This window comes from Bradyrhizobium sp. Bra78 (assembly GCF_024519855.1).
GTDB classification, from domain to species: Bacteria; Pseudomonadota; Alphaproteobacteria; order Rhizobiales; family Xanthobacteraceae; genus Bradyrhizobium; species Bradyrhizobium japonicum_G.
The window spans coordinates 229,921-253,381 of sequence record NZ_JALJRE010000001.1 but is presented as its reverse complement, the minus strand read 5'-3'; the positions used below and the strand labels follow the sequence as shown (position 1 = coordinate 253,381).

At 64.6% G+C, this 23,461-nt stretch carries 21 protein-coding genes; 8 read left to right on the top strand and 13 right to left on the bottom strand.

The genetic code is table 11. From position 1 onward, the window contains the following. Positions 1 to 4 precede the first annotated feature (4 nt). The 3 genes from OC450_RS01245 to dctP are packed head-to-tail and all read right to left on the bottom strand — an operon-like array spanning position 5 to position 2,921. On the bottom strand, positions 5 to 1,294 hold the full coding sequence (locus tag OC450_RS01245) for a TRAP transporter large permease (RefSeq protein WP_262047012.1): 1,290 nt from the start codon (positions 1,292 to 1,294) through the stop codon (positions 5 to 7). Between the two features lie 8 nt (positions 1,295 to 1,302). After that, positions 1,303 to 1,857, bottom strand: coding sequence for a TRAP transporter small permease (locus OC450_RS01240; RefSeq protein WP_211384293.1), 555 nt, complete (start codon positions 1,855 to 1,857; stop codon positions 1,303 to 1,305). 35 nt (positions 1,858 to 1,892) lie between these two features. Beyond that, on the bottom strand, positions 1,893 to 2,921 hold the full coding sequence (gene dctP / locus OC450_RS01235; protein WP_256805880.1) for a TRAP transporter substrate-binding protein DctP: 1,029 nt from the start codon (positions 2,919 to 2,921) through the stop codon (positions 1,893 to 1,895). A gap of 227 nt (positions 2,922 to 3,148) precedes the next feature. On the opposite strand from dctP, the gene OC450_RS01230 reads away from it, so the two are divergent. From OC450_RS01230 to OC450_RS01215, 4 genes are read left to right on the top strand one after another with little or no spacing between them, the layout of a single operon-like run. After that, positions 3,149 to 4,351, top strand: coding sequence for a CaiB/BaiF CoA transferase family protein (locus OC450_RS01230; RefSeq protein WP_262047011.1), 1,203 nt, complete (start codon positions 3,149 to 3,151; stop codon positions 4,349 to 4,351). A 36-nt stretch (positions 4,352 to 4,387) separates the two neighbouring features. Beyond that, entirely contained in the window at positions 4,388 to 4,846 is a 459-nt protein-coding gene (locus tag OC450_RS01225; protein ID WP_349643101.1) for a MaoC family dehydratase, read from the top strand. Beyond that, positions 4,846 to 5,697 (top strand): HpcH/HpaI aldolase/citrate lyase family protein, encoded by an 852-nt coding sequence (locus OC450_RS01220; RefSeq protein WP_211384288.1) that lies wholly within the window; start codon positions 4,846 to 4,848, stop codon positions 5,695 to 5,697. The genes OC450_RS01225 and OC450_RS01220 overlap by 1 nt, the downstream gene beginning before the upstream one ends. 33 nt (positions 5,698 to 5,730) lie before the next feature. Beyond that, entirely contained in the window at positions 5,731 to 6,474 is a 744-nt protein-coding gene (locus OC450_RS01215; protein ID WP_211384286.1) for an IclR family transcriptional regulator, read from the top strand. 10 nt (positions 6,475 to 6,484) lie between these two features. Here the strand turns inward: OC450_RS01215 and OC450_RS01210 are convergent, their stop codons facing one another. Together OC450_RS01210 and OC450_RS01205 are read right to left on the bottom strand one after the other, a co-directional pair. Continuing rightward, entirely contained in the window at positions 6,485 to 6,886 is a 402-nt protein-coding gene (locus tag OC450_RS01210; RefSeq protein ID WP_256805879.1) for a hypothetical protein, read from the bottom strand. Positions 6,887 to 7,038: 152 nt separating this feature from the next. Continuing rightward, positions 7,039 to 7,836, bottom strand: a complete 798-nt coding sequence (locus OC450_RS01205) for a fumarylacetoacetate hydrolase family protein (protein ID WP_211384283.1) — start codon at positions 7,834 to 7,836, stop codon at positions 7,039 to 7,041. Between the two features lie 215 nt (positions 7,837 to 8,051). Here OC450_RS01205 and OC450_RS01200 point away from each other — a divergent pair, with 215 nt between their 5' ends. Then, complete coding sequence (locus OC450_RS01200) at positions 8,052 to 8,951, top strand: LysR substrate-binding domain-containing protein (RefSeq protein WP_211384282.1); 900 nt, start codon at positions 8,052 to 8,054, stop codon at positions 8,949 to 8,951. Between the two features lie 3 nt (positions 8,952 to 8,954). Here OC450_RS01200 and OC450_RS01195 read toward each other — a convergent pair whose 3' ends face one another. From OC450_RS01195 to OC450_RS01160, 8 genes are all read right to left on the bottom strand, one after another. After that, complete coding sequence (locus OC450_RS01195; protein ID WP_211384280.1) at positions 8,955 to 10,442, bottom strand: amidase; 1,488 nt, start codon at positions 10,440 to 10,442, stop codon at positions 8,955 to 8,957. 16 nt (positions 10,443 to 10,458) lie between these two features. After that, complete coding sequence (locus OC450_RS01190) at positions 10,459 to 11,256, bottom strand: FAD binding domain-containing protein (RefSeq protein WP_211384278.1); 798 nt, start codon at positions 11,254 to 11,256, stop codon at positions 10,459 to 10,461. Between the two features lie 11 nt (positions 11,257 to 11,267). Then, the gene (locus OC450_RS01185; protein WP_262047010.1) at positions 11,268 to 13,655 is read right to left on the bottom strand and encodes a xanthine dehydrogenase family protein molybdopterin-binding subunit; all 2,388 of its coding nucleotides are present in this window, start codon (positions 13,653 to 13,655) and stop codon (positions 11,268 to 11,270) included. 2 nt (positions 13,656 to 13,657) lie between these two features. Beyond that, complete coding sequence (locus OC450_RS01180; protein WP_256805878.1) at positions 13,658 to 14,149, bottom strand: (2Fe-2S)-binding protein; 492 nt, start codon at positions 14,147 to 14,149, stop codon at positions 13,658 to 13,660. A gap of 21 nt (positions 14,150 to 14,170) precedes the next feature. Then, positions 14,171 to 15,277 (bottom strand): ABC transporter ATP-binding protein, encoded by a 1,107-nt coding sequence (locus OC450_RS01175; RefSeq protein WP_211384274.1) that lies wholly within the window; start codon positions 15,275 to 15,277, stop codon positions 14,171 to 14,173. Between the two features lie 7 nt (positions 15,278 to 15,284). Further along, the gene (locus tag OC450_RS01170; RefSeq protein WP_256805876.1) at positions 15,285 to 16,190 is read right to left on the bottom strand and encodes an ABC transporter permease; all 906 of its coding nucleotides are present in this window, start codon (positions 16,188 to 16,190) and stop codon (positions 15,285 to 15,287) included. Next, positions 16,187 to 17,065, bottom strand: coding sequence for an ABC transporter permease (locus tag OC450_RS01165; protein WP_256805875.1), 879 nt, complete (start codon positions 17,063 to 17,065; stop codon positions 16,187 to 16,189). The genes OC450_RS01170 and OC450_RS01165 overlap by 4 nt, the downstream gene beginning before the upstream one ends. An 84-nt stretch (positions 17,066 to 17,149) precedes the next feature. Then, a complete protein-coding gene (locus OC450_RS01160) occupies positions 17,150 to 18,499 on the bottom strand; it encodes a PotD/PotF family extracellular solute-binding protein (protein ID WP_211384270.1) in 1,350 nt (449 codons plus the stop codon). Positions 18,500 to 18,694: 195 nt separating this feature from the next. Between OC450_RS01160 and OC450_RS01155 the strand changes: the two genes are divergently transcribed. The 3 genes from OC450_RS01155 (at position 18,695) to OC450_RS01145 (ending at position 23,453) form a co-directional block, all read left to right on the top strand. Next, complete coding sequence (locus OC450_RS01155; protein ID WP_262047009.1) at positions 18,695 to 20,236, top strand: hypothetical protein; 1,542 nt, start codon at positions 18,695 to 18,697, stop codon at positions 20,234 to 20,236. Positions 20,237 to 20,496: 260 nt separating this feature from the next. Continuing rightward, the gene (locus OC450_RS01150) at positions 20,497 to 21,711 is read left to right on the top strand and encodes an ABC transporter substrate-binding protein (RefSeq protein WP_211384268.1); all 1,215 of its coding nucleotides are present in this window, start codon (positions 20,497 to 20,499) and stop codon (positions 21,709 to 21,711) included. A gap of 8 nt (positions 21,712 to 21,719) precedes the next feature. Continuing rightward, positions 21,720 to 23,453 carry an FAD-dependent oxidoreductase gene (locus OC450_RS01145; RefSeq protein ID WP_262047008.1) on the top strand — a complete coding sequence of 578 codons (1,734 nt, stop codon included), beginning with the start codon at positions 21,720 to 21,722 and terminating at the stop codon, positions 23,451 to 23,453. Positions 23,454 to 23,461: the final 8 nt, after the last annotated feature.

Here is a 23,461-nt window from a genome sequence, read left to right as displayed (position 1 = left end):
GATCCTAGCGCCCCATCTGCGAGGGCAGCCAGAGAATGATGCTCGGAAACGCCACCAGGATCGCGATTGCGATCAGGTGGGCGATGAAATGCGGGAAGGTGCCGTGAAACACTTCGGCCACCGGCCGTTTGGCATAGCGGGCGACGATAAAGCAGTTCAGCCCGACCGGCGGCGTGATCATGCCGACTTCGGCGGTGACGATCTTGATGACGCCGAACCAGATCGGATCGAAGCCGAGCGTCTTGATCAGCGGCAGCACGATCGGCACGGTCAACACCAGGATCGCGATCTGGTCCATGAAGGAGCCGAGCACGATGTAGCCGCACAGGATCAGCGTGATGATCACCCAGCGCGAGGTCGGCAGGCTACCGATCCAGGCGACGAGGTCCTGCGTGACATGGGTGAGCGTGAAGAAGTAACCGAAGATCGAGGCGCCGACGAGGATCGTCACGATCATGCAAGTGCCATGGCAAGCGCTCAGCAGCGCCTTGTAGAGCGAGCCGGGCGTAACCCTGCCCTTGGCGATGGCGAGCACCAGCGCTCCCGCGGCACCGAGAGCCGAAGCTTCCGTCGGCGTCGCAATGCCGAGATAGATGGTGCCAGTGACGAGCGAGAACAACAGCACCATCGGGCCGACCTGCCATAGCAGCGCAAACCGCTCCCGCCACGGCACGGGTTCCACGCGAGGGGCTCGCGAAGGGTCCTGCCAGACCAGGAAGCCGATCGTCGCCATGATCGTTGCCGTCACGAGCATCGCCGGAATGATGCCGCCGATCAGCAACTGCCCGATGTTGACTTCAGCGAGCAAACCGAAAATGACGAGCGCCACGCTGGGCGGGATCAGCATGGCCAGCGTTCCCGAGATGGCCACGACGCCGGCCGCCATCTTCGGCTCATAGCCCTGCCGGATCATCGCCGGCAGGCTCGTCGATGCCAGCGTCGCTGCGGACGCCGTCGAGGTGCCGCAGATCGCGCCGAAGCCCGCGCCGGCCAGCGCCGTCGCCATGCCGAACCCGCCGGGAATGCGGCCGACCCAGGCCGACGCCGTCTTGAACATGTCGTCGGCGACGCCGGACAGCAAGACGAGATCCGCCATCAGCAGGAACATCGGGATCGTGATCAATTCATAGGACGATACCGTCGAAAGCGGCGCCGTCTGGAGAATGCCGAACAGCGTGCCGGTGCCGCCAACCATCAGCAAGCCGACCGACCCGGCGAATCCCATGGCGAAACCGACCGGCGTGCCGATCGCCAGCAGGAGGAAGAGCAGCACAAGAACGATGATGACTGTCATGGAATGGGCTACTCGAACGAGTTGGCTTCGCCGGTCCCGGTCTCCGGCGGCAGGGGAAAGAGGTCGCGACCGCTCACGAGGCTGAGCCCGTGGCCGATCAATTGCAGCGCCAGACGCAACACCAGCACACAGCAGCCGAACGGCACCAGCGCAGCGGAGATCCAGGTCGGCCACGGGATGGCGCCGGCGAGCACGTCTTGCTGCTGGTAGTTCTCGAGTGCACGCTCGAACCCGACCTTTGAGATCAGGACGAAGACGAACAGCCCCGTGAGCGCCGTCACAACCTCCGACAGCCGCCGGCCCGCCGGCGGAAATCGTGACAGCAGGATGTCCACGCCGACATGCGCATGCACGCGCAAGGTGTCCGACAGCGTCAGGAAGAACACGCCGGCAAGGAGATAGAGTCCGATCAGATCATAGGTGAAGGAGAACGGACTGTTCATGACGTAGCGCATGAACACGTCCGCCACCACGAGCGCCATGATCGCGAAGAGAGAGACCGCCGCGATCACCGTCAGCGCGCGCTCCAGCACACCGAGCACATCCGCTGCTCGCTTGATCATCTCCGACGTCTCCCTTCCGCTTCGATGGTGCCCCACTACTTCGCGGCGCCGGCGGCGAGCAAGCCCTCGAACTCCTTGAGCACGGCGGAGGCCTGCTTGCCGCGGCTGTCCAGCCCGGCCGCCCATTCGTGCGCGACGCCCTTGAGCTTTTCCTTCATTTCCGTGCGCGTGGCATCCGGAAGCGCGGTGAAGCCGATGCCCTGATCCTTCATCTTCTGCCGCGTGACGTCCTGCTCGTTGTCAACATCGGCACAGGCCTTTGGCGTGATCGCCTCGGACGCCTCGTTCATCGCCTTCTTCACATCGTCCGGCAATTTGTCCCAGACCGATTGATTGATCGAGTAGGCGACGATGAAGCTGCCGAAGCTGACGCCTTCGGTCGCATACTTGACGAGCTTGTCCAGGCCGTATGCGACGACGCTGTCCATGGGGAACAGAAGCCCGTCCATCGTGCCGCGCGACAGCGATTCATAGGCATCCGGAGCGGCCATGCGTACCGGCACCGCGCCGAGCGTGCGCACGGTGAGATCCTGTGCGCCGCCGGTAGTGCGCAGCTTCAGGCCAGCCATGTCCTTGATCGTCTCGACCTTCTGCTTGGCGGTCCACACCTGATAAGGCGGCAGCACCACGGCCATCAGCAGCTTGATCTTGTTCGGCGCATATTCCTGCTTGGCCAGGATGCCTTCCCGCGCGCTCTTCCAATAGGCCATTGTGCCCTGGCAGCTGGTCTGGAATGCGCCCGGCAATTGCGCGACCTCGGAAAGCGGCATCTTGTCCGAGACGTAGGACGGCCCGATGTAGCCGATGTCGATCACGCCGGACTGGGTCAGGCGCAGCATGTCGGTGGCCTTGCCGATCTGCTGGTTCGGATAATGGGTGAAAGTGACGCCGCCGTTGGTGCGCTTGGTGACGTCCTCCATCCACGGCTTGAGCATCAGACGAACGAGATAGTGGTCGCCGGGGAAAGAGTCGGCGACTTTCAGCTCCAGCGCCTGGGCCTGCAGCGTCGAGAGCGGCAGCGAGAGTGAGAGCGCTACGGCGGCCCGGACCAGATTTCTCTTCATTTGCTTCTCCTTGACGCGTTCCCACGCCGAAGGCGGCAGCTCATCGCTGCCGACCGCTCGGCCTTCACTCCAATTCTTGCTTGAGTTAAAAATACATATATGTGAATTTATCTGTCAAGTATATGAATTAGTCATGGGGCCATGCACCGCGGGTCGAAGCTGCCGAATTGACACCGGTCTTTTCTGAACTCTAACTCCACATATATGAATTCATCGTACGAGGCCCCATGGGACCGCTCGCCGGCTTCACCATTCTCGATCTGACCTCGGTGCTGATGGGCCCCTACGGCACCCAGGTGCTGGCGGACATGGGCGCCGACATCATCAAGGTCGAAAGCCCCGAGGGCGACATCGTCCGCCAAATTGGTCCCGGCCGTACGCCCGGCATGGGCGGGATGTTTCTCAATGCCAATCGCGGCAAGCGCAGCATCGTGCTCGACCTCAAGAAGCCGGAAGGCCGCGACACGCTGCTGCGTCTGGCCAAGCGCGCCAACGCGCTTGTCTATAATGTCCGCCCGCAGGCAATGGCGCGGCTCGGCCTCGATTATGAGACGCTGGCCGCGATCAATCCCGCTCTCGTCTATGTCGGCGCCTTCGGCTACGGCCAGTCCGGCCCTTATGCCGCCAAGCCCGCCTACGACGATCTGATCCAGGGCGCGGCAACCATTCCGACGCTGCTCGCGGCAGCCGGCGACGGCACACCGCGCTACGTTCCGGTCACCATCGCCGACCGCATCGTCGGCCTGATGATGGTCAACGCCATCATGGGCGGGCTGATGCACCAGCAGCGCACCGGTGTCGGCCAGCGCATCGACGTGCCGATGTTCGAATCGATGACGGAGTTCGTGCTGGTCGATCATCTCGGCGGACTGACCTACGATCCGCCGCTCGATCATGGCGGCTATGCCCGCCTGCTCTCGCGTTATCGAAAGCCCTACAAGACCAGCGACGGCTATCTCTGCGTCCTCATCTACAACGACAAGCACTGGCGCAGCTTCTTCGAGGCGATCGGGCAGCCGCATTTCCTCGATCAGCCGCGCTTTGCCAACCATGCGTCGCGCACCAGGCATATCGACGAGATCTACGAGGAGATCGGCCACATCTTCGCAACGCGCAGCACCGCCGAATGGCGCGAACTGCTGGAGCGCGCCGACATTCCGGTAATGCCGATGCATACGCTGGAGACGATTCTGGACGATCCGCATCTCAACGCCGTCGGCTTCTTCCAGACCGTCGATCACCCCGTCGAAGGCCGTATCCGGCAGATGCGCGTGCCCTCGACCTGGAGCGTAACCCAGCCGGAAGCCGCCGGCCCCGCGCCGACGCTCGGCCAGCACGGTCGCGATATTTTGCGCGAGGCTGGCTTCTCGGCCGACGAAATCGAACGGCTCGCAGAGCAGAAAGCAGTTCAACTGGCGGCGCTAGCTTAGCGGCCGCGCAGCCAAATCGCAGGACATAGGGAGGAGATGGCGATGGCCGGACTTTATTTCGAGGACTTTTCCGTGGGCCAGGAGTTCAGGCACCCTTTGACCCGGACCGTGACGGAGATGGACAACACCATGTTCAGCCTGCTGACACTCAACCCGCAGCCGCTGCACATCGACGCCCATTTTTCCGCAAAGACCGAGTTCGGCCAGCGCATTTTCAACAGCCTTTACACCCTCGGCATCATGATCGGCATGACGGTCTATGATACGACCATGGGCACCACCGTCGCCAATCTCGGCATGACCGACGTCACCTTTCCGAAGCCGGTCTTCCATGGCGACACGTTGCGGGCGACGACGAAGGTGCTTTCGTTGCGGGAATCCAAATCGCGCCCCAAGGCGGGCATTGTCGAGTTCGAGCACCACGCCCTGAACCAGAACGACGAGATCGTCGGTAAATGCCGCCGCATGGCGATGATGCACAAGAGGCCGGTCTGATGCGTTCGATGCTATTCGTGCCGGGGGATTCCCCGCGCAAATTCGAGAAGGCGAGCGAAGGCAAGGCCGACGCACTGATCATCGATCTCGAGGATTCCGTCGTCGCCGAGAAGAAGGAAGAGGCGCGCGGGCTGACGCTCGCGATGCTGAAAGGACGCAGCGGGCCGTATCAGCTCTATGTCCGCGTCAATGCCCTCGACACCGGCATGACGCTCGCCGATCTCGCCGCCGTCATGCCGGGCAAGCCCGACGGAATCGTGCTGCCGAAATCACAGGGCGGTGACGACGTGCGGCAGGTGGCGACATGGCTCGAAGCGCTGGAAGCTGCAGCCGGCATCGCGGTCGGGACGACGCGCATCGTCTGTGTCGCGACGGAAACCGCCGGCGCGATCTTCGGCCTCGGCAGCTACAAGGGATGCTCCCCTCGCCTCGCAGGCCTGATGTGGGGCGCGGAAGATCTCTCGGCCTCGCTCGGCGCCACCGAAAAGGCCTCGGGCGGCGTGTTCCACAGCCCGTATCGTCTGGCGCGCGATCTCTGCCTGATGGCGGCGGCCGCGGCCGAAGTCGCGCCGATCGACACCGTCTATACCGACATCGATAACCTCGCCGGTCTCGAGCAGGAGACGCGCGCGGCGCGGCGCGACGGCTTTTCGGCGAAGGCGCTGATCCATCCCAAGCATGTCGACGTGGTCAACGCGGCGTTCGCGCCGACGGAGGCCGAGCGCACATGGGCGGAGAAGGTGATCGCGGCGTTCGCGAGCAATCCGAATTCCGGCACGCTGCGGCTCGACGGCCAGATGATCGACAAGCCGCATCTTCGCGCCGCGAAGAAGATCCTCGGCCAGCCCTAGATCAGGACGCAGCGTCGCCAGACGGGATCCATCATGATCGTTCGCCAAGCCGCCAATGTTCTGGAGATCATGGAATTCTTCGCGCAAACGAGGAAGCCGGCAACGCTTGCCGAGATCGCGGATCATTTCGGCTGGCCGCGCTCGTCGACCTTCAATCTGCTCGCGACGCTGTCGGAGAAGGGCTATCTCTACGAACCGCGGCCGCGCGCAGGGTTCTATCCGACGCCGCGGTGGCTCGCGATGGCGCGGATGATCTCGGAGGTCGAGCCGCTTCCGCCCTGGACGCATACGCTGATCGCCGATCTTTCCGCCGAGACCGGCGAGACCGCCTCGATCGTGGCACCGGCCGGCGTGATGGCGGTGTTCATCGACGTCGTCGAATCCGGGGCCGCGATCCGCTATTTCGCAACCATCGGCCACCGCGTACCGATCCACGCCACCGCGAGCGGCCGCGCGCTGCTGCTGCAGTATTCGCAGGAGGAGCGCGACTCCGTCTATCGCAAGATCGAGTTCAAGCAATACGGCCCGTCGACGCCGATCAGCATCGAGGCGGTGGAAGCCGAGCTGCGCAACTCGATCGCGCGCGGCTATTGCCAGAGCTTTGGCGACTACAGCCGCGACCTCGCGGGCGCCGCGATTCCACTGCCGATCGGAGATCGCCGTCTATCAGTCGTCGTCGCCGGCCCGGAGTTCCGGATTGGGCCGAAGGTTGGCGAAGTGGCCGCCTTGATCGCAAGGACGGTCGACCGGCTGCGGCCGAAGACCACCGCGGCCTGACGCCGAAGCTTCATTCGAATCCCTGAATGGGCGGCGCCGACGTCTGCGCCGGTGCAGCTTCGACAGGCTGCACCGCAGGCGCGGCTTGAGCGGGCGGATTGGTAGCAGCTCTGATCTGGCCGTTGGCATTCATCGCCTCGCGTGCGCGCGGTGGAGCGCCGGCTGCGCGATACGCATCGCGTCGCGGCGGCGGCCGATGTCTCGCCGAGTGTGAATCTCTCACGCCCCAGGACCGGGCAATTGCAGGCCCCGCGGTATAACCCACCACAGCGCCCGCGACGGCACCGATCGGACCGAGCACGACGGCACCTGATACGGCACCCAGAGCCGCAGCGCCGGCGCGCTCCTGCGCGACAGCACTCGCGGGCACGCCAACCACCATCACGACGGCAGCGATCAAAGCTTTGTTCATCGGAGCGCCTCCCTCACGGGAGATGACTCATGCCCAAATATGGCCTCACGAGGTTCGCTTGCCGGCCAACAAAAGGCAATCGGCCGGGGAACCCGATGTCAATCGAAGAGCTCCGCAGCCAACTGAGCCGCGGAGGCCCGTCGGCGCGACCACTACACGATCTTGATCGACATGTCCGGGAGGCCCTCGAGCTTGCACAGCAGCACATCGCCCTTGACCACCGGGCCGACATTCTCCGGCGTGCCGGAATAGATGATGTCGCCGGCCTTCAGCTCGAACGCTTCCGAGAGCTTCGCGATCTGCTCGGCAACGCTCCAGATCATCTTGCTGATATCCGAGCTCTGCTTGACGTTGCCGTTGATTGCCAGAGAGATAGCGCCCTTCTCGAAATGACCGGTCTTGCTCACGGGATGGATCGGACCCAGCACCGCGGCGTGGTCGAAGCTCTTGCCGATCTCCCACGGCTTCTTCTCCGCGGCCATGCCGTTCTGGAGATCGCGCCGGGTCATGTCGAGGCCGAGCGCGTAGCCGTAGACATGCTCGAGCGCCTTCTCGGCCGGGATGTTGGTGCCGCCGGATTTCAGCGCGGCGACCAGCTCGACCTCGTGATGATAGTTCTTGGTCAGCGACGGATAGGGATGGTCGGCGACCTCGCCGACCGCGACGTTCTGGATCGCGTCGGTCGGTTTCTGGAAGAAGAACGGCGGCTCGCGGTTCGGATCCGAGCCGCGCTCGATCGCGTGCGCCGCATAATTGCGACCGATGCAATAGATGCGGCGGACCTGGAACACCTGGGTCTCGCCGACGATCGGGATGGTGACCATCGGCACCGGGAAGATCGGCTTCGGCCCGGCTTGCGCCGCGGCGGGAGCAATTTCGGCCATCGAAGCTGCTGTCACCGCCACGGCGGTGGCAAGCAGATCGCGTCGCGTGGATGAGGTCTCTTTCATGTTTTGTGCTCCCTTTCAGCCTTATTGGGCAGCGTCGTACGCGCCGCTCCGGCTGATAATCGATATTCAGTATGCCAGCAACAACGACGGGACGGGACGCGACGCGGCATCGCCTTATTGTTGAGAGCAGGCCATCCTGCGGTTTCGCAGCCCAGGCCGGACTGCCGCCCCGTTAGCATGGAACTTGCATAAAATCTGGGCGACATGGACGCCGCATGAACCTCATCAGTCTCGATATCCGTATGCTCCGGTCACTGATCTCGGTGGTCGAGACCGGCAGCATCACCGAGACCGCGCGACGGCTGGGTCGCACCCAGCCGGCGATCACCCTGCAATTGCAGCGGCTGGAGGAGCTGACCGGCAAGCAATTGTTCGAGCACGCCGGCCGCAGGCTGACGCTGACCGAAGACGGCACCACGGTCCTAACCTACGCCAAGTCCATCCTGCGGTTGCATGACGAGTTGATCTCGCAACTGGCGTCGCAGGAGATCGAGGGCCAAGTCGTGCTCGGCACGCCCGACCTCTATGCGGCGTTCATGCTGCCACAAATCCTCAGCGTGTTTCGAAAATCCTTTCCGCGCGTCCAGGTCGAGCTCAATTGCGCGTTGTCGACGCCGCTGGTCGGCCTCGTCAAGCGCGGCGATGTCGACATCGCACTCGTTACCCGCATGAACGATTTCACCGGCGGCCAGGTGGTGCGGCGCGAGCAGCTGGTCTGGATGACCGGCGAGCAATCCGCCGCGCATCAGGAACGCCCGATTCCGCTGGCGCTGCTGCCCCCCGGCAACATCTATCGCGACTACGCCATCGATACGCTGGAGCGCGCGAATTTGCGCTGGCGCATCGCCTGCGTCAGCGAGAGTGTCGGCGGCCTGCAGGCTGCGGCTTTTGCCGGCATGGCCGTCACCGTGCTCGGCCGCAGCGCGCTGGTGCCGGCGATGCGCGAGATCGGCCCGAACGAGGGCCTGCCGCCGCTGCCGAAGATCGAGCTGCTGCTCTACAAATCCAGCGGCGCGACCTCAAAGGCGGCGACAGCGCTGCACGACTATCTCGCGCACTATCTGCGCCTCGACGAAGAACTCAGCGGCCGTGGGGTGCCGATCGAGCTGTCCTGAGCTTCATGCCTTCGCGCGCGCGGGACTTTCGCGAAGCGCCAGCTGCGGCCAGAACTTCGCCCAGGGCAAAGCCGCCTCGAACGCAGCAGCGATGCGAAAAATCGTGGGCTCGTCGAGCCAGGGAGCGACGATCTGAAGGCCGATCGGCATTCCGTCGCGATCGAAACCGCAGGGCAGCGTCGCGGCCGGAAGGCCAGCGAGGTTGATCGGCCAGGTGAACGGCGACCAGCCGAGATGCGGATCGACCTTGCTGCCGTCGATCATGTCGACGCCAATCCGGCCGGCCTCGAACGCGGTCACCGCAACCGTCGGCGTCACCAGCGCATCGACGCGCTCGAAAAGCTTCAGAAAGCCGCTGCGCGCCTGGCCGCGGCGATAACCGGCTTCGATATAGTCCGTGCCGCTGTAGCGCCGTCCGGCACTGACGACATCGCGATAATCTGCTTCGGAGCCGGCGAGATCGGCCGTGGTCTTGGTCGCGACCGCAGCCGCCTGTTCGGTGAAGGCGATCGGCTTGAGCGTGTGTTCCAGAATGCCGGGATCGAGGCCCGGTCCATCCATGGTGACCTGCGCGCCGCACGCATCGAGAACAGCCAGCGCCTTGCCGAACGCCGAGCGCACGTCGGGGCTGACGGCGGCGTAGCCGAGATCGACGCTGGCGCCGATGCGAATGCCATTCAACGGCGCGACGTTGGTATCAAACCGCCGCGGCGCCGCCGGCAGGCTCGCCGGATCGCGCAGATCGTAAGCAGCGATGATCTCCAGCGTCAGTGCGGCATCCGCGACCGTGCGCGTGATCGGCCCGGTATGTGCGAGCGAGCCCCATGACGGTGGCGAGAAGCCGGGCGAGCGCGGCACCAGGCCAAAGGTCGGCTTGAGGCCGAACACGCCGCAGAAGGACGACGGCACCCGGATCGAGCCGACACCGTCGGTGCCGATCGCGATCGGACCGCAGCCGGCGGCGACGCCCGCCGCCGCACCGCCGCTCGATCCACCGCTGGTGCGGCCGGGATTCCAGGGGTTTCGCGTCGTCCCGGTGACGGGGCTGTCGGCCGTGAGCTTGTAACCGGACTCGCAGGTCGTGGTCTTGCAGGTGATGATCGCACCCGCCGCCTTCAGCGCCGACACCACGGCCGCATCGGCCTCGGGGACAAAGCTCTTGTTCATCGGCGAGCCGCCATAGGCCGGCACACCCGCGACAAAGACGAGATCCTTGATCGTGACGGGCACGCCGGCAAGCAGCCCCCTGGCTTCGCCCGCACGCATCTCCCTGGTGAGACGATCGGCTTCCGCCCTCGCCTGCTCGTACATCGGCGTCACCACCGCGTTGCAGGTCTCGTTCGTCGCCAGAAGCGCGGCGATGGTGTCGTCGACGACATCGCGCGGGGTAAACGCCTTGCGCCGGTAGCCGGCCATGATCTCGGCTGCAGAAAGCGCGCCAAGGCCAGTCGGCGCCGGCGGAAAGGCCGTTCGGCCGGAACCATCAGTCATCATCAACCCTAAAGAGTTAGCTGAGCGCCGCGTCGACGGCGCGCTTGGCCATGACCGTGACGAGATGCGCGCGGTAGTCGGCTTCGGCATGGATGTCGGAGGTGAGGCCGTCATTATCGATCTTGATCGCCGCTATTGCAGACGGATCAAAGTTCTCCGACAGCGCCATCTCCATCGGCGGCACGCGGAATACGCCGGGACCCGCACCGGTCACGGCGACACGGACGCCATCGGCGAATTTTGCGACGAACACGCCGACCAGCGCGTAACGCGACGCCGGCGCCTTGAATTTTGCGTAACCCGCTTTGAGCGGCAAGGGAAAGCGGATCGCCGTGATGATCTCGCCGGGTTGGAGCGCGGTCTCGAACAGGCCGAGAAAGAACCTGTCGGCCGCGATCTCGCGCGTGCTGGTGACGATGGTGGCGCCGAGACCGAGCACGCCGGCCGGATAATCCGCGGCCGGATCATTGTTGGCGACCGAGCCGCCAATGGTGCCGCGGCTGCGCACGGCAGGATCGCCGATCATCGAGGCCAGCGCCGCGAGACCGGGAATTTTCGTCTGCACCAGCTTCGAGGCGGCGACCTGCGCATGCGGCGTCATCGCACCGACGGTGATGCTGTCGCCGTCGTCGGTGATACCCTTCAGGTGTCCGAGCTTCGACAGGTCGATCAAGGCAGGCGGGTTGGCCAGCCGCTGCTTCAGCGTCGGGATCAGCGTCATGCCGCCGGCGACGAGCTTGCTGTCCTCGATCGAGGTCAGGAGTTTAGCAGCGTCGGGAATCTGGTCCGGCTGGTGATAGGCAAACGGTTTCATTGTTGCTCTCCCTATTCCGCCGCGACCGGTAGCGACGCGTTCTGCAGCAGCCGCCAGATCCGGTTCGGCGTCGCCGGCATGTCGACATGGGTGACGCCGAGATGCGACAGCGCATCGACCACCGCGTTGATGACGGCGGCCGGCGAGCCGATCGTGCCGACCTCGCCGCAGCCTTTCACGCCCATCGGGGTGTGCGTGCACAGCGTCGAATGGGTCGCGACCTTCATCATCGGCATGTGATCGGCGCGCGGCATGCAATAGTCCATCAGCGAGCCCGACAGCAGTTGGCCTGAGCTCTCGTCATAGACTGCGTTCTCGAACAGCGCCTGGCCGACGCCCTGCACGATGCCGCCATGCAGCTGGCCCTCGACGATCATCGGATTGATCACCGTGCCGACGTCATCCACGGCGGTGTAATTCACGAGCGTCACCGTGCCCGTCTCCGGATCGACCTCGACCTCGGCGATGTGGCAGCCGCCGGGATAGGTGAAGTTGACGGGGTCGTAATAGGCCTGCTCCTCCAGCCCCGGCTCCAGCACTTCGAGCGGATAGTCATGCGGCACGTAAGCGGCGCCCGCGATTTCCTCGAACGTCTTGGCGCGGTCAGTGCCGGCGACCGAGAATTTTCCGGACTTGAACTGGATGTCGACTTCGGCGGCTTCGAGCAGATGAGCCGCGATCTTCTTGCCCTTGGCGACCACTTTGTCGGTCGCCTTCGACAGCGCCGCGCCCCCGACCACCAGCGAACGCGAACCGTAGGTGCCCATGCCGAACTGCACGCGGTCGGTGTCGCCGAACACGATATCGACATTCTCGAAGGCGACACCGAGCTTTTCCGAGACGATCTGCGCGAACGTCGTCTCGTGGCCCTGGCCGTGATTGTGCGTTCCGATCATGACCGTCACCTGGCCAGTCGGATGCACGCGCACCGTGGCGCTTTCATAGAGGCCGCCGCGCGCCCCCAGCCGTCCGGCGAAACGCGACGGCGCAAGGCCGCAGGCCTCGACATAGGTCGAGTAGCCGAGCCCGCGGAATTTGCCCTTGCTGGCCGAGGCCGACTTGCGCACGCCGAAATTCTTGACGTCGGCCGCCACCAGCGCACCGTCGAGACAGCCCATGGGATCGCCGGAATCGTACTGCACCAGCACCGGCGTCTGATACGGATAGGCTTCCTTCGGGATCATGTTGCGGCGACGGATCTCGACACGATCGATGCCCATCTCGCTCGCTGCGACATCGACGATGCGCTCCAGCACGAAGGTCGCCTCGGGCCGGCCGGCGCCGCGATAGGCGTCGACCGGAACGGTATTGGTGAACACCACCTTCACGTTGCAGTAGATCGCCGGCGTGGTATAGACGCCGCCGAGCAATGGGCCATAGAGATTGGTCGGGATGTTCGGCCCGAAGGTCGAGAGATAGCCGCCCATATTGGCGAGCGTGTTGACGCGGAAGGCCAGGAACTTCCCGGTCTCGTCGAGGGCAAGCTCGGCCTCGGTGACGTGATCGCGGCCGTGGCGATCCGAGACGTAGCCCTCAGAACGGCTCGCGACCCATTTGATCGGCCGCATCACGCGCTTGGCGGCCCAGGTGATCACGGCCTCCTCGCCGTAGTGGAACTGCTTGACGCCGAAGCCGCCGCCGACATCGGGCGCGACCACGCGCAGCTTGTGCTGCGGGATGTTCAGCACCAGCGCGCCCATCAGAAAGCGCACGACGTGCGGGAATTGGCTGGTGGTCCACAACGTGAAGCGGTCGGTGCCCGGCTCGTATTCCGCGATCGCCGCGCGCGGCTCCATCGGGTTGCCGATCAGGCGATTGTTGACGAGGCTCAGCTTTGCGACATGCGCCGCCTTTCGGAACGCGGACTCGACCGCGGCCTTGTCGCCGAGCTCCCAGTCGCAGCAGATGTTGTTCGGCACGTCGTCGAACAATTGTGGCGCGCCCGGCCTGACAGCCTCGAGCACGCCGACCACGGAGGGCAGCACCTCATAGTCGATCTTCAGCAGCTCGGCCGCCGCATTCGCCTGCTCCGGTGTCTCCGCGATGACAAAGGCCACCATGTCGCCGACGAAGCGCACCTTGCCCTGCGCCAGCATCGGAAACGGCGGCTCCTTCATGGGCACACCCTTGGCATCCGAGATGCCCCAGCCACAGGGCAGCGAGCCCAGCTTGTCGGCCGCGGCATCCGCGCCAGTCAGGACGGCAATGACCCCGGGCGCGGCCAGCGCCGCGCTCCTGTCGATGCCGCGCAGCACCGCGTGGCCATGCGGCGAGCGGACGAAAACGCCCGCGGTCATGCCGGGTCGCTTGATGTCGGAGACGTAATTGCCGCGGCCGGTGAGGAAGCGCTGATCCTCTTTCCGCTTCGGTGATGCGCCGATGCCGATCACGTTGCCCATGGTCACTCTCCCTTGGCGGCGTTCATGGCGGCAGCGCCTGCCATCACCGAGACGACGATGTTCTGATAGCCGGTGCAACGGCAGATGTTGCCTTCGAGGCCGTGGCGGACATCAGCCTCGGTCAGGTCCGGCTTCTCGGTCGCGAGCGCCACCGCTGTCATCAGCATGCCGGGCGTACAGAAGCCGCATTGCAGGCCGTGATGCTCGCGAAACGCTTCCTGCATCGGATGCATCCGGTTCGAACCGGGCGCACCTTGCAGGCCTTCGATAGTGAGCAGCGTCGCGCCATCGAGCGCAGGTGCCAGCAGCGTGCAGCTCTTCACCGGCAGGCCGTCGAGATGCACGACGCAGGCGCCGCACTGGCTGGTGTCGCAGCCGATGTGAGTGCCGGTGAGGCTGAGCTGTTCGCGCAGCAGCTCGGCGACGAGCGTTGCCGGCTCGACTTCGACAGTAGTTGGCCGTCCGTTGAGTGTGAAGGATATCTGCACGGTCATACTCCTGTGCGCGACGGGGCTTTAGGCGAGTGGAAGCGCGCTGCCGGTGGCCCATGTGGCCATCACGACGTCGCCGACGGTGAACGGATCCGCGAAGAAGACCTTTTCCGGCACATAGGCGACGAACGCGTCGTCCGGCACGGTGTCGAGCATGACCTTGACGAAATAGCCCTGGTACTCGATCGCGAGCACGCGGCTCGGCAGCGACGTCGTGCAGCCCGGCGGCAGCTCCCTGCCCGGCCGGACCAGCGCGACGTCGTCGCGTCGCACGGCGATATCGATCTTGTCGCCGACGCTGACCGTGGACCGCGCCTGAAGAGGAACCTCGATGCCATCAGGCGCGGCCTGCGCGAGCGTAAAAGTCGAACCGTTGACCTTCTCGACCAGCCCCGACAGCACGTTCTGGCCGCCCATGAACTCGGCGACGTAACGGTCATGCGGATGGGCATAGACGTCACGCGCCGCTCCGGCCTGCTTGATCCTGCCCTGCTCCATCACCACCACGAGATCGGCGAGCGCGATGGCCTCGAGCTGGGTGTGGGTGACGTGGATGAAGGTGATGCCGAGATCCTGCTGCATCCGCCGCAGCTCCTGGCGCATCTGCACGCGAAGCTGCTCGTCGAGCGCGGACAGCGGCTCGTCGAGCAGCAGCACCCGCGGCTCGGTGATCGCGGCGCGCGCCAGCGCCACGCGCTGCTGTTGCCCGCCGGAGAGCTGCGCCGGCAGGCGGTCGGCGAACTGCGTCAGCCGCACCTTCTCGATCATGGCGTCGGCCGCGCGCAGGCGATCGGCCTTCGACATGCCGCGCACGCGCAAGGCGAACGCGATATTGTCGCGTACGGTCAGATGCGGGAACAGCGCGTAGGACTGGAACATCATCGCGGTACGGCGCTGCACCGGCGCGAGCCCGACGACGTTCTGCCCGCCGATCACGATCTCGCCGGCAGTCGGGTCCTCATGGCCGGCGATCATGCGCAAGATCGTGGTCTTGCCGCAGCCGGAGGGGCCGATGAAGCAGCAATAGGCGCCGTCGGCGATCTTGAGATTGACGCCGTCGACCACGTAGGTCGCGCCGTCGAAGCTCTTGCAGACGCCCGCCAGTTCGATATCGCCTCGATCGCTCTTCATTCCCAACTCAACCCTTTGCGCTGCTGCCGCGCTTTTTCTGGATCAGCACGATGCTGCCCAGGCTCGCGCCGATGACGATGAAGGAGACGATGGTCGTCACGGTGCCGAGCGCGTAGAGCGAGGGCGAGGTGACGTTCAGCGTCATGCTCCAGATCTCCAGCGGCAGCGTGTTCAGCGAGCCCGCGGTCTGGAGGCTGCGCGCGAACTCGTCGTAAGAGAGCGTGAATCCGAACAGTGCGACCGCGACGAGGCCGGGCGCCAGCACGGGGATCATCACCAGGCGGATCGACTGCCAGCGGCTGGCGCCGAGGTCGTAGGCCGCCTCCTCCCAGACGTGGTTGAAGCGCGACATCACCGCGAACATCACCAGCACGCCGAACGGCAGCGTCCAGGACAGCTGCGCGCCGAGCGCCGAGGTGTACCAGCTCGCATTCAGCCCGAGCGCCTGGAACAGAAGGCCGGTGCCGAGGCCGAGCACGAGGCCCGGTGCGACCAGGCTGCCGATCATCATGTAGAAGACGACGGTATCGCCGCGAAAACGCTTGCGGAAGCCGAGCCCGGCGAGGAACGAGACCACCACCGTGATGACGGTGACGATGACCGCGAGCTTGATCGAGCGGTCGAACGAGCCCTTGACGTCTCCGGTCCGCACCTGGGTGAAGAGATCGACGAACCAGTGCAGCGAGTGACCCTTCATCGGAAACACGAGCCCGCCGCGGATATCCTGGAACGACAGGACGTAGATGCAGAACATCGGGCCATAGAGCGCGATCACATAGAACGCGAACAGCGTCGCCAGGACGTAGAACGTCCAGGGACGGCCGCCCTTGCTCGGTGCGATCGCCCTGGTCGTCGCGGGCGCGCCCGTCTTTGACGCGTCGGTCTTGGGCATATCGGCAAGAATGGCGCTCACCGCGTGATCTCCTGCCTGATGTCGACAGTGCGGAGGATCAGCGAGACGATCGCGACCAGCACCAGCGTCAGCAGCACGGCGCTCGCCGCCGCGGTCGGATATTGCAGCACGCCGACGTCCTCGTAGAAGGCGCTGACCACCGAGGCCGAGCCGCCGCCGGACATGACCTTGACGACGAAGAAATCGCCCATCACGATCGACACCACGAAGATGGTGCCGAGCGCGATGCCGCTCTTGGACATCGGCACCACGATCAGGCGCATGATGTCGAAACGGCTCGCGCCGGCGTCGATTGCGGCCTCGATCAGCTTCTTGTCGATCCGCGCCATGGAGTTGAAGATCGGCACGATCATGAAGATCGTGAGCTGGTGGACATAGGCGATGACGACCGCGAGGTCGGAGAACAGCAGCACCTCAAGCGGCTGACGGATCACCCCGAGCGCCAGCAGCGCCTGGTTGATCAGGCCTTCCTTGCCGAGCAGCGGAATCCAGGAAATCATCCGGATGATGTTCGAGGTCCAGAACGGCACCGTACACAAAAGGAACAGGCCGATCGCGAGCAGCTGATTGCGGACGTGGAACACCAGGAAGTAGGCGACGAAGAATCCGATGACGAGGGTGAAGATCCAGGTCAGCACCGTGAACTTGATGGTCGCCAGATAGAGCTTCAGCGTCAGCGCCGAATGCAGCACTTCCACATAGCTTGCGAGCGTGAAACCCGGCGTCAGCCCGCCAAAGCCGTCCGTCGCAAAGAAGCTTGCGGCCAGCACGACGAGGATCGGCGCCACGAAGAACGGCACGAGCACCAGGACCAGCGGCGACACGTAGAGCCAGCCGGCGAGATTGGCGCGTGATGGGTTTGGACTTGGCTGCATGTCGGCAAAAGCCACGCTTCAGTTCGGTCTCTCTGCCGGAGCGTCGCCGCGCCGGCGCTCGTGTCGGGCCAGGGAAAGCAGGATTTACGCCACCTTGAAGTCGTTCCAGCGCTTGTTCATGTAGGCGGCTTCGTCCATCAGCGTGTTCCAGCACGAGATGTTCTTGACGCGGTCGAGGAACGAACCGCCGTCACGCTTGGTGCCGGCCTTCTCCATCGCAACGCCATAGGGATCGTTGACCACCTCCGGCGCCGGCTGGCCCTCGTACCAGAACGCCCACTCGGCCGGGGTGAGGAATTTCTTCGCGGTCGACGGCACCGGGCTGTAATAGCCGTAGCGCGCGACGAAGCCGCCTTGCCAGCCCGACAGATACCAGTTGAGATATTCGTAGGCGGCATCCAGCTTCTTGCCGGAGAGGTGCTTCATCAGGCCCATGCCGTTGCACCAACCGCGATAGCCTTCCTTGCCGTTCTTGACGTTGACCGGCGCGTAGACGCAAGGGATTTCCTTGACGCGGACGGCAGCGACCGCCGGCGACCACATCGACTGGATGACCACTTCCCCCGCCGCCATCAGCTGCACCGACTGGTCGAAGGTGGTCCAGGTCGCGCGGAACTGGCCCTGCTTCTTCAGCTCGATCAGCTTGTTGCAGGTGAAGTCGATCTCCTCCTTGGTCATGTTGCCCTTGTTGCCGTACTTGATCAGCCCGGCACTTTCGAAGCAGAGCGCGGCGTCCATGATGCCGATCGCGGGCACGTCGAGGATCGCCGCCTTGCCCTTGAATTTCGGGTCGATCAGGTCCTTCCACTCGGTCACTTCATGGCCGACGAGATCCGGGCGATAGCCGATAGAGTCCGCGTTGTAGACCTGCGGCAGGAACGTCGCCCATTCGGTGACGCCGTCATGCAGGTCGGTCGAGTCGGGCTTGGAGATGTACATCGCCTCGTAGGGCGAGATGCCCTGGCGCGGGATCTTGTGGCCGTCGATCTCGCCCTTGGTGAAGATCGGCAGGATGTTGTCGAACTCCTTGATCTTCTTGACCTCGATGCCCTGGATCACGCTGCGCTTGGCGGCGAGCTTGGCCTGCCAGCCCTCGAGGTCGGCGATATCGACCGTATTAGGCTGGCTTATGAAACGGTTGATGGCGGCGGAGGTGTCGAGGTTCTGCATCGTCACCTTGAAACCGAGATCCTTGGCGGCCTGGTCGCCGATCGCCTTCACCACCGAATAGGACACGCCGACATGGCGCAGCTCGATATCCTTGATCTCCTGCGCCCAGATGGTCGGAAAGCCGCGGATCGCGTCCGAGCCTGCGGCTGCGCCGGCAATTGCTGCCGCGCCCTTCAACAGCGTGCGCCGGCTCAGCTTTTTCGCAGACTTGTCGCTCGTCCCCGCCGGATTGGCAGTGGATGTCCCCTTGTCCCTGTCAAGCATGGCAACCCTCGTTGGTTACAATAAGCGCTCGCTCCGATCGTCATTGACCGGCTGCGGATGTGATCAGTTGCGGGCGAGGCTATGGGCCGGATGTCGCGAAGTAAAATTGGAAGTAAAAATTCGCGGTATAAACGCGGCTAATGGTTCGCCCCGCTGCATCGGCTTTTAGCAGCGCGCATAAGAAGGCGTCAGGACATGCATGCAAGCCGGTGGCCTCGATCGTGCGGGCTCGTCCCAGCGGCGGCTCTGACGACAATCGCGCTGCTGATTGCCTCAACGTTGTGCGCGGCGCGCGCCGGAGATGTGTCCATCGCGCCAGCGGAACTGAAATTTATCGGCACGATCGATCCGCGCTTTCAATCCTACAACATCGAGATGGTGGAGGTGACCGGCGGACGGTTCTGGAAGCCCTATCCGCAAACGATGCACACGATCGATCAGCGAAATCGTTACAGCGACCGGCCGCCGATCGATCTTGCCAATGCGCGACTGCGCAAGCTCGCTGCCGCCTTGTCGCCGGCCTATCTGCGCGTAAGCGGCACCTGGGCCAATGCGACGTTCTTTGCCCGCAGCGAACAGGCACCAGCCGCGCCGCCGCCGGGGTTTGACACGGTGCTGAGCCGTGCACAGTGGCGCGGCGTCGTCGACTTTGCGCGTGCGACTGATGCGGAGATCGTCACCTCCTTCGCGATCAGTCCCGGCAGCCGCGGTGCCGATGGCGTGTGGAGTCCGGACCAGGCGCGGCGTCTGGTCGATGACACGCGATCGCTGGGCCACCACATCGCCGCCGCCGAGTTCATGAACGAGCCGACGCTCGCGGCGACGAGCGGAGCGCCGCGGGGATATGACGCGAAAGCCTATGTCCGCGATTTCGACGTCTTTCGCGACTGGATACGGCGCGCGGCGCCGGAGACGCTGATCGTCGGCCCGGGCTCCGTCGGCGATTCCGCATCCCCTTCCGCATCCGGTATTCGCACGCACGACCTGCTCGCGAAATCCGGAGCCGACATCGATCGCTTCTCCTATCATCACTACAACACGATCTCGCCACGCTGCGGCGGCCGGGACGCGCCGGCACGCGCGTTGTCCGAAGAATGGCTGGCCCGAACCGATGTGACGCTGTCGATCTACCGCGGCCTGCGCGATGAATTCGCGCCGGGCAAACCGATCTGGCTGACGGAAACCGCCGATGCCGCTTGCGGCGGCAATCGCTGGGACAGGACGTTTCTCGACACCTTCCGCTATCTCGACCAGCTCGGACGCCTGGCACGAGCCGGGGTTCAGGTGGTGATGCACAACACGCTGGCGGCGAGCGATTACGGCCTGCTCGACGAGACGACGTTCCGTCCACGTCCGAATTACTGGGGCGCGCTGCTCTGGCATCGGCTGATGGGAGCGACAGTGCTCGATGCAAGCGCGGCGGCAGTGCCCGACCTGCGCGTCTACGCCCACTGTCATCCATCGAGGCCCGGCGCCGTGACCATGCTCGCGATCAACATCTCACACCGCACCTCGCGCGCGATCGTGCTGCCGCGTTCCGCCGAGCGCTATAGCTTGCAGGCAGAGAGGCAGCAAGGCGCGACAGTGCAACTGAACGGCACGACACTCGCGCTGACCGACGGTGATGAGCTGCCGCACCTCGCCGGGCGAGCGACGGCTGCCGGTGCAGTTCGCCTCGCGCCCGAGACCATCACGTTCCTCGTCGTCCCAGGCGCCGCGAACCCCGCGTGCCGATGACCACGCTCGCGACCCGAGCGATTCGCGCGTCATTCGCGGGGAGATTCTGGATTGCTTCGCGAAGCCTGTCATCGGGCCGCGCTTCGCGCGGACCAGTTGGCTCGCCATGACGACGGTTTGGGACGTCGTCATGGCGAGCCAACGGCCCGGAACCCAACCATCCCATCAAATTCGTCATTGACAAACCTATTTGTTAATATCTAATTATCGCTGGAATAGCCGGCCGCGCCAAGCGGCCCGTAAAAAGAGAGGGAACGACGATGAGAGGGCATCTCGCCTGGGCCATGTTCGCGGCCATGAGTTCGGCTGCGATGACAACGACTGCGACCGCGCAAGTCTCCGACGACGCGGTGCGGATCGGCGTGTTGACCGACCTGTCGAGCTGGGGCCGCGACAACAGCGGGCCGGGCTCCGTCGAAGCCGCAAAAATGGCGGTGGAGGAGTTCGGGCCGACCGTGCTCGGCAAGCCGATCGAGATCATCAGCGCCGACCACCAGATGAAAACCGACGTCGGCGTGCAGATCGTGCGCGGCTGGTTCGACAACGGCAAGGTCGACGCCGTGGTCGACATTCCCAATTCCGGCATCGCCATCGCGGTCCACAATATGGTGCGCGAGCGGGGCAAGATCGCACTGCTCTCCGGCCCCGGCGCGAGCTCGCTGACCGACGAGCTGTGCAGCCCGAACACCGTGCACTTCACCTACGACACCTACGCACTGTCGAAGGTGACGGCCTCCGCCGTGATCAAGGAAGGCGGCAAATCCTGGTATTTCATCACCGCGGATTACGCCTTCGGCCAGCAGCTCGAGAAGGACGCGACGCGCTTCATCAACGAAATGGGCGGCAAGGTGCTCGGCGGCGTCAAGCATCCGACCAACACGGCGGACTTTTCCTCTTTTGCACTCCAGGCGCAGAGCTCGAAAGCCGACGTCGTCGCCTTCGCCAATGCCGGCCAGGACACCGACAATGCGATCAAGCAGTCCGGCGAATTCGGCCTCGTGCAGGGCGGCCAGAAGCTCGTCGGCCTCCTGATGTTCGACACCGACGTCCACGCGGTCGGCCTGAAGGCCGCGCAGGGCACCTACATGACCACGGCGTCGTACTGGAACATGGACGAGGCGACCCGGGCCTGGTCCAAGAAATTCTACGAGCGCACCAAGGTGATGCCGACCATGATCCACACCGGCGTCTACGGCTCGGTGCTGCATTACCTGAAAGGCATCAAGGCGGCGGGCACCGACGATGCCGCCAAGGTAATGGCCAAGATGCGCGAATTGCCGATCGAGGATACATTCGTCCATGGCGGCAAGCTGCGCGAGGACGGCCGCGTCATCCGCGACATGTATCTCGCCAAGGTGAAGTCGCCCGAGCAGTCCAGGGAACCCTGGGACTACCTGGAGATCATCAAGACGGTGAAGGGCGAGGACGCTTTCCGTCCGGTCTCCGAATCCAAATGCCCGCTGCTGAAGAAGTGAGGTGAGACATGACCAGCAACGCGCACAACGCAATTGAGACTTACGAGTGCGATGTGCTCGTGGCCGGATCGGGCGCCTCCGGCATGTCGGCCGCGATCACCGCACGCCATCGCGGCCTCGACGTGCTGATCGTCGAGAAAGAGCCGCGCTTCGGCGGCACCACAGCGCGCTCAGGCGGCTGGCTCTGGATTCCCGGCACATCGCTGGCGAAGGCCTATGGCATCGCGGAGACGCCGGACCAGGCCCGCACTTACTTGCGGCACGAAGCCGGCAACAATTTCGACGCCGCGCGCGTCGACGCATTCCTCAGCGCCGGCCCCGAGGCGGTCGATTTCTTCACCAGCAAGACCGCGCTCCGCTTCGACATGCCGCTGGTGTTTCCGGACTATCATGCCGAAGCGCCCGGCGGGGCACAGGGCGGCCGCTCGATGGTGACGCGCCCGTTCGACGGCCGCGAGCTGGGTGAGCAGATCAAGACGCTCGGCATGCCGCTACCGGAGCTCACCGTGTTCGGCATGATGCTGGGCTCCGGCAAGGAGATCATCCATTTCATGCGCGTGACGAAGTCGCTGGCGTCCGCCGTATATGTCGCAAAGCGCCTGTCGCGTCATCTGATGGACGTGCTGCGCTACGGCCGCGGCATGACGTTGACCAACGGCAATGCGCTGGCGGGGCGGCTCGCGAAATCCGCGCAGGATCTGAAGATTCCGATGTGGCTGTCCTCGCCGGTGCGCGAGCTGACGGTTGAAAACGGCACCGTCACCGGCGCGATCGTTTCGCGCGAGGGACGCGACGTCCGCATTCATGCAAGACAAGGCGTCGTGCTCGCCTGCGGCGGCTTCCCCCATGACGTCGAACGCCGCAAGAAAATGTTTCCGCACGCGCCGACCGGCAACGAGCATTTTTCGCCCGGACCGACCGGCAATACCGGCGACGGCTTGCGCCTTGCGGAGTCCGTCGGTGGTCACGTCGAGGATCGCTTGCCGAACGCGGCCGCCTGGGTGCCGGTGTCGCTGACCGCGCGCAAGGACGGTTCAAAGGGCGTGATGCCGCATTTCATCGACCGCGCCAAGCCTGGCGTGATCGCGGTGATGCGTGACGGCAAGCGCTTTGCCAATGAAGGCAATTCCTATCACGATTTCGTCCAGGCCATGGTCAAAGCCGCCAAGCCCGGCGAAGAGATCGCCGCCTATCTCGTCTGCGATCATCCGACGTTGCGCAAATACGGCCTCGGCTGCGTGCCGCCCTTCCCCATGCCGCTCGGCCACCATCTGAATACCGGCTATCTCATGCGCGGCGATACGCTGGAGGCACTGGCGGCGAAGGCCGGCATCGATGCCAACGCGTTCACCGAGACCGTCAAGCAGTTCAATGCGACCGCGCCGCAGGGCCACGATGCCGCCTTCGGCAAGGGCACCAAGGCCTATAATCGCTACCAGGGCGACGCGCTGCACGGCCCGAATCCCTGCGTCGCGCCGATCCAAAACGGCCCGTTCTACGCCATCAAGATGGTGGTCGGCGATCTCGGCACCTATGCCGGCATCGTCACTGACGAGAATGCGCGGGCGCTGGACTCCGAGGGCCGGGTGATTCCCGGGCTCTATGCCGCCGGCAACGACATGGCCAGCATCATGGGCGGCAATTATCCCGGCGCCGGCATCACGCTTGGGCCGGCGCTGACCTTCGGCTACATTGCCGGCCGTCATCTCGCCGACCGCGCCGCCAGGCGCGACGCGGCATAGGCCACGCC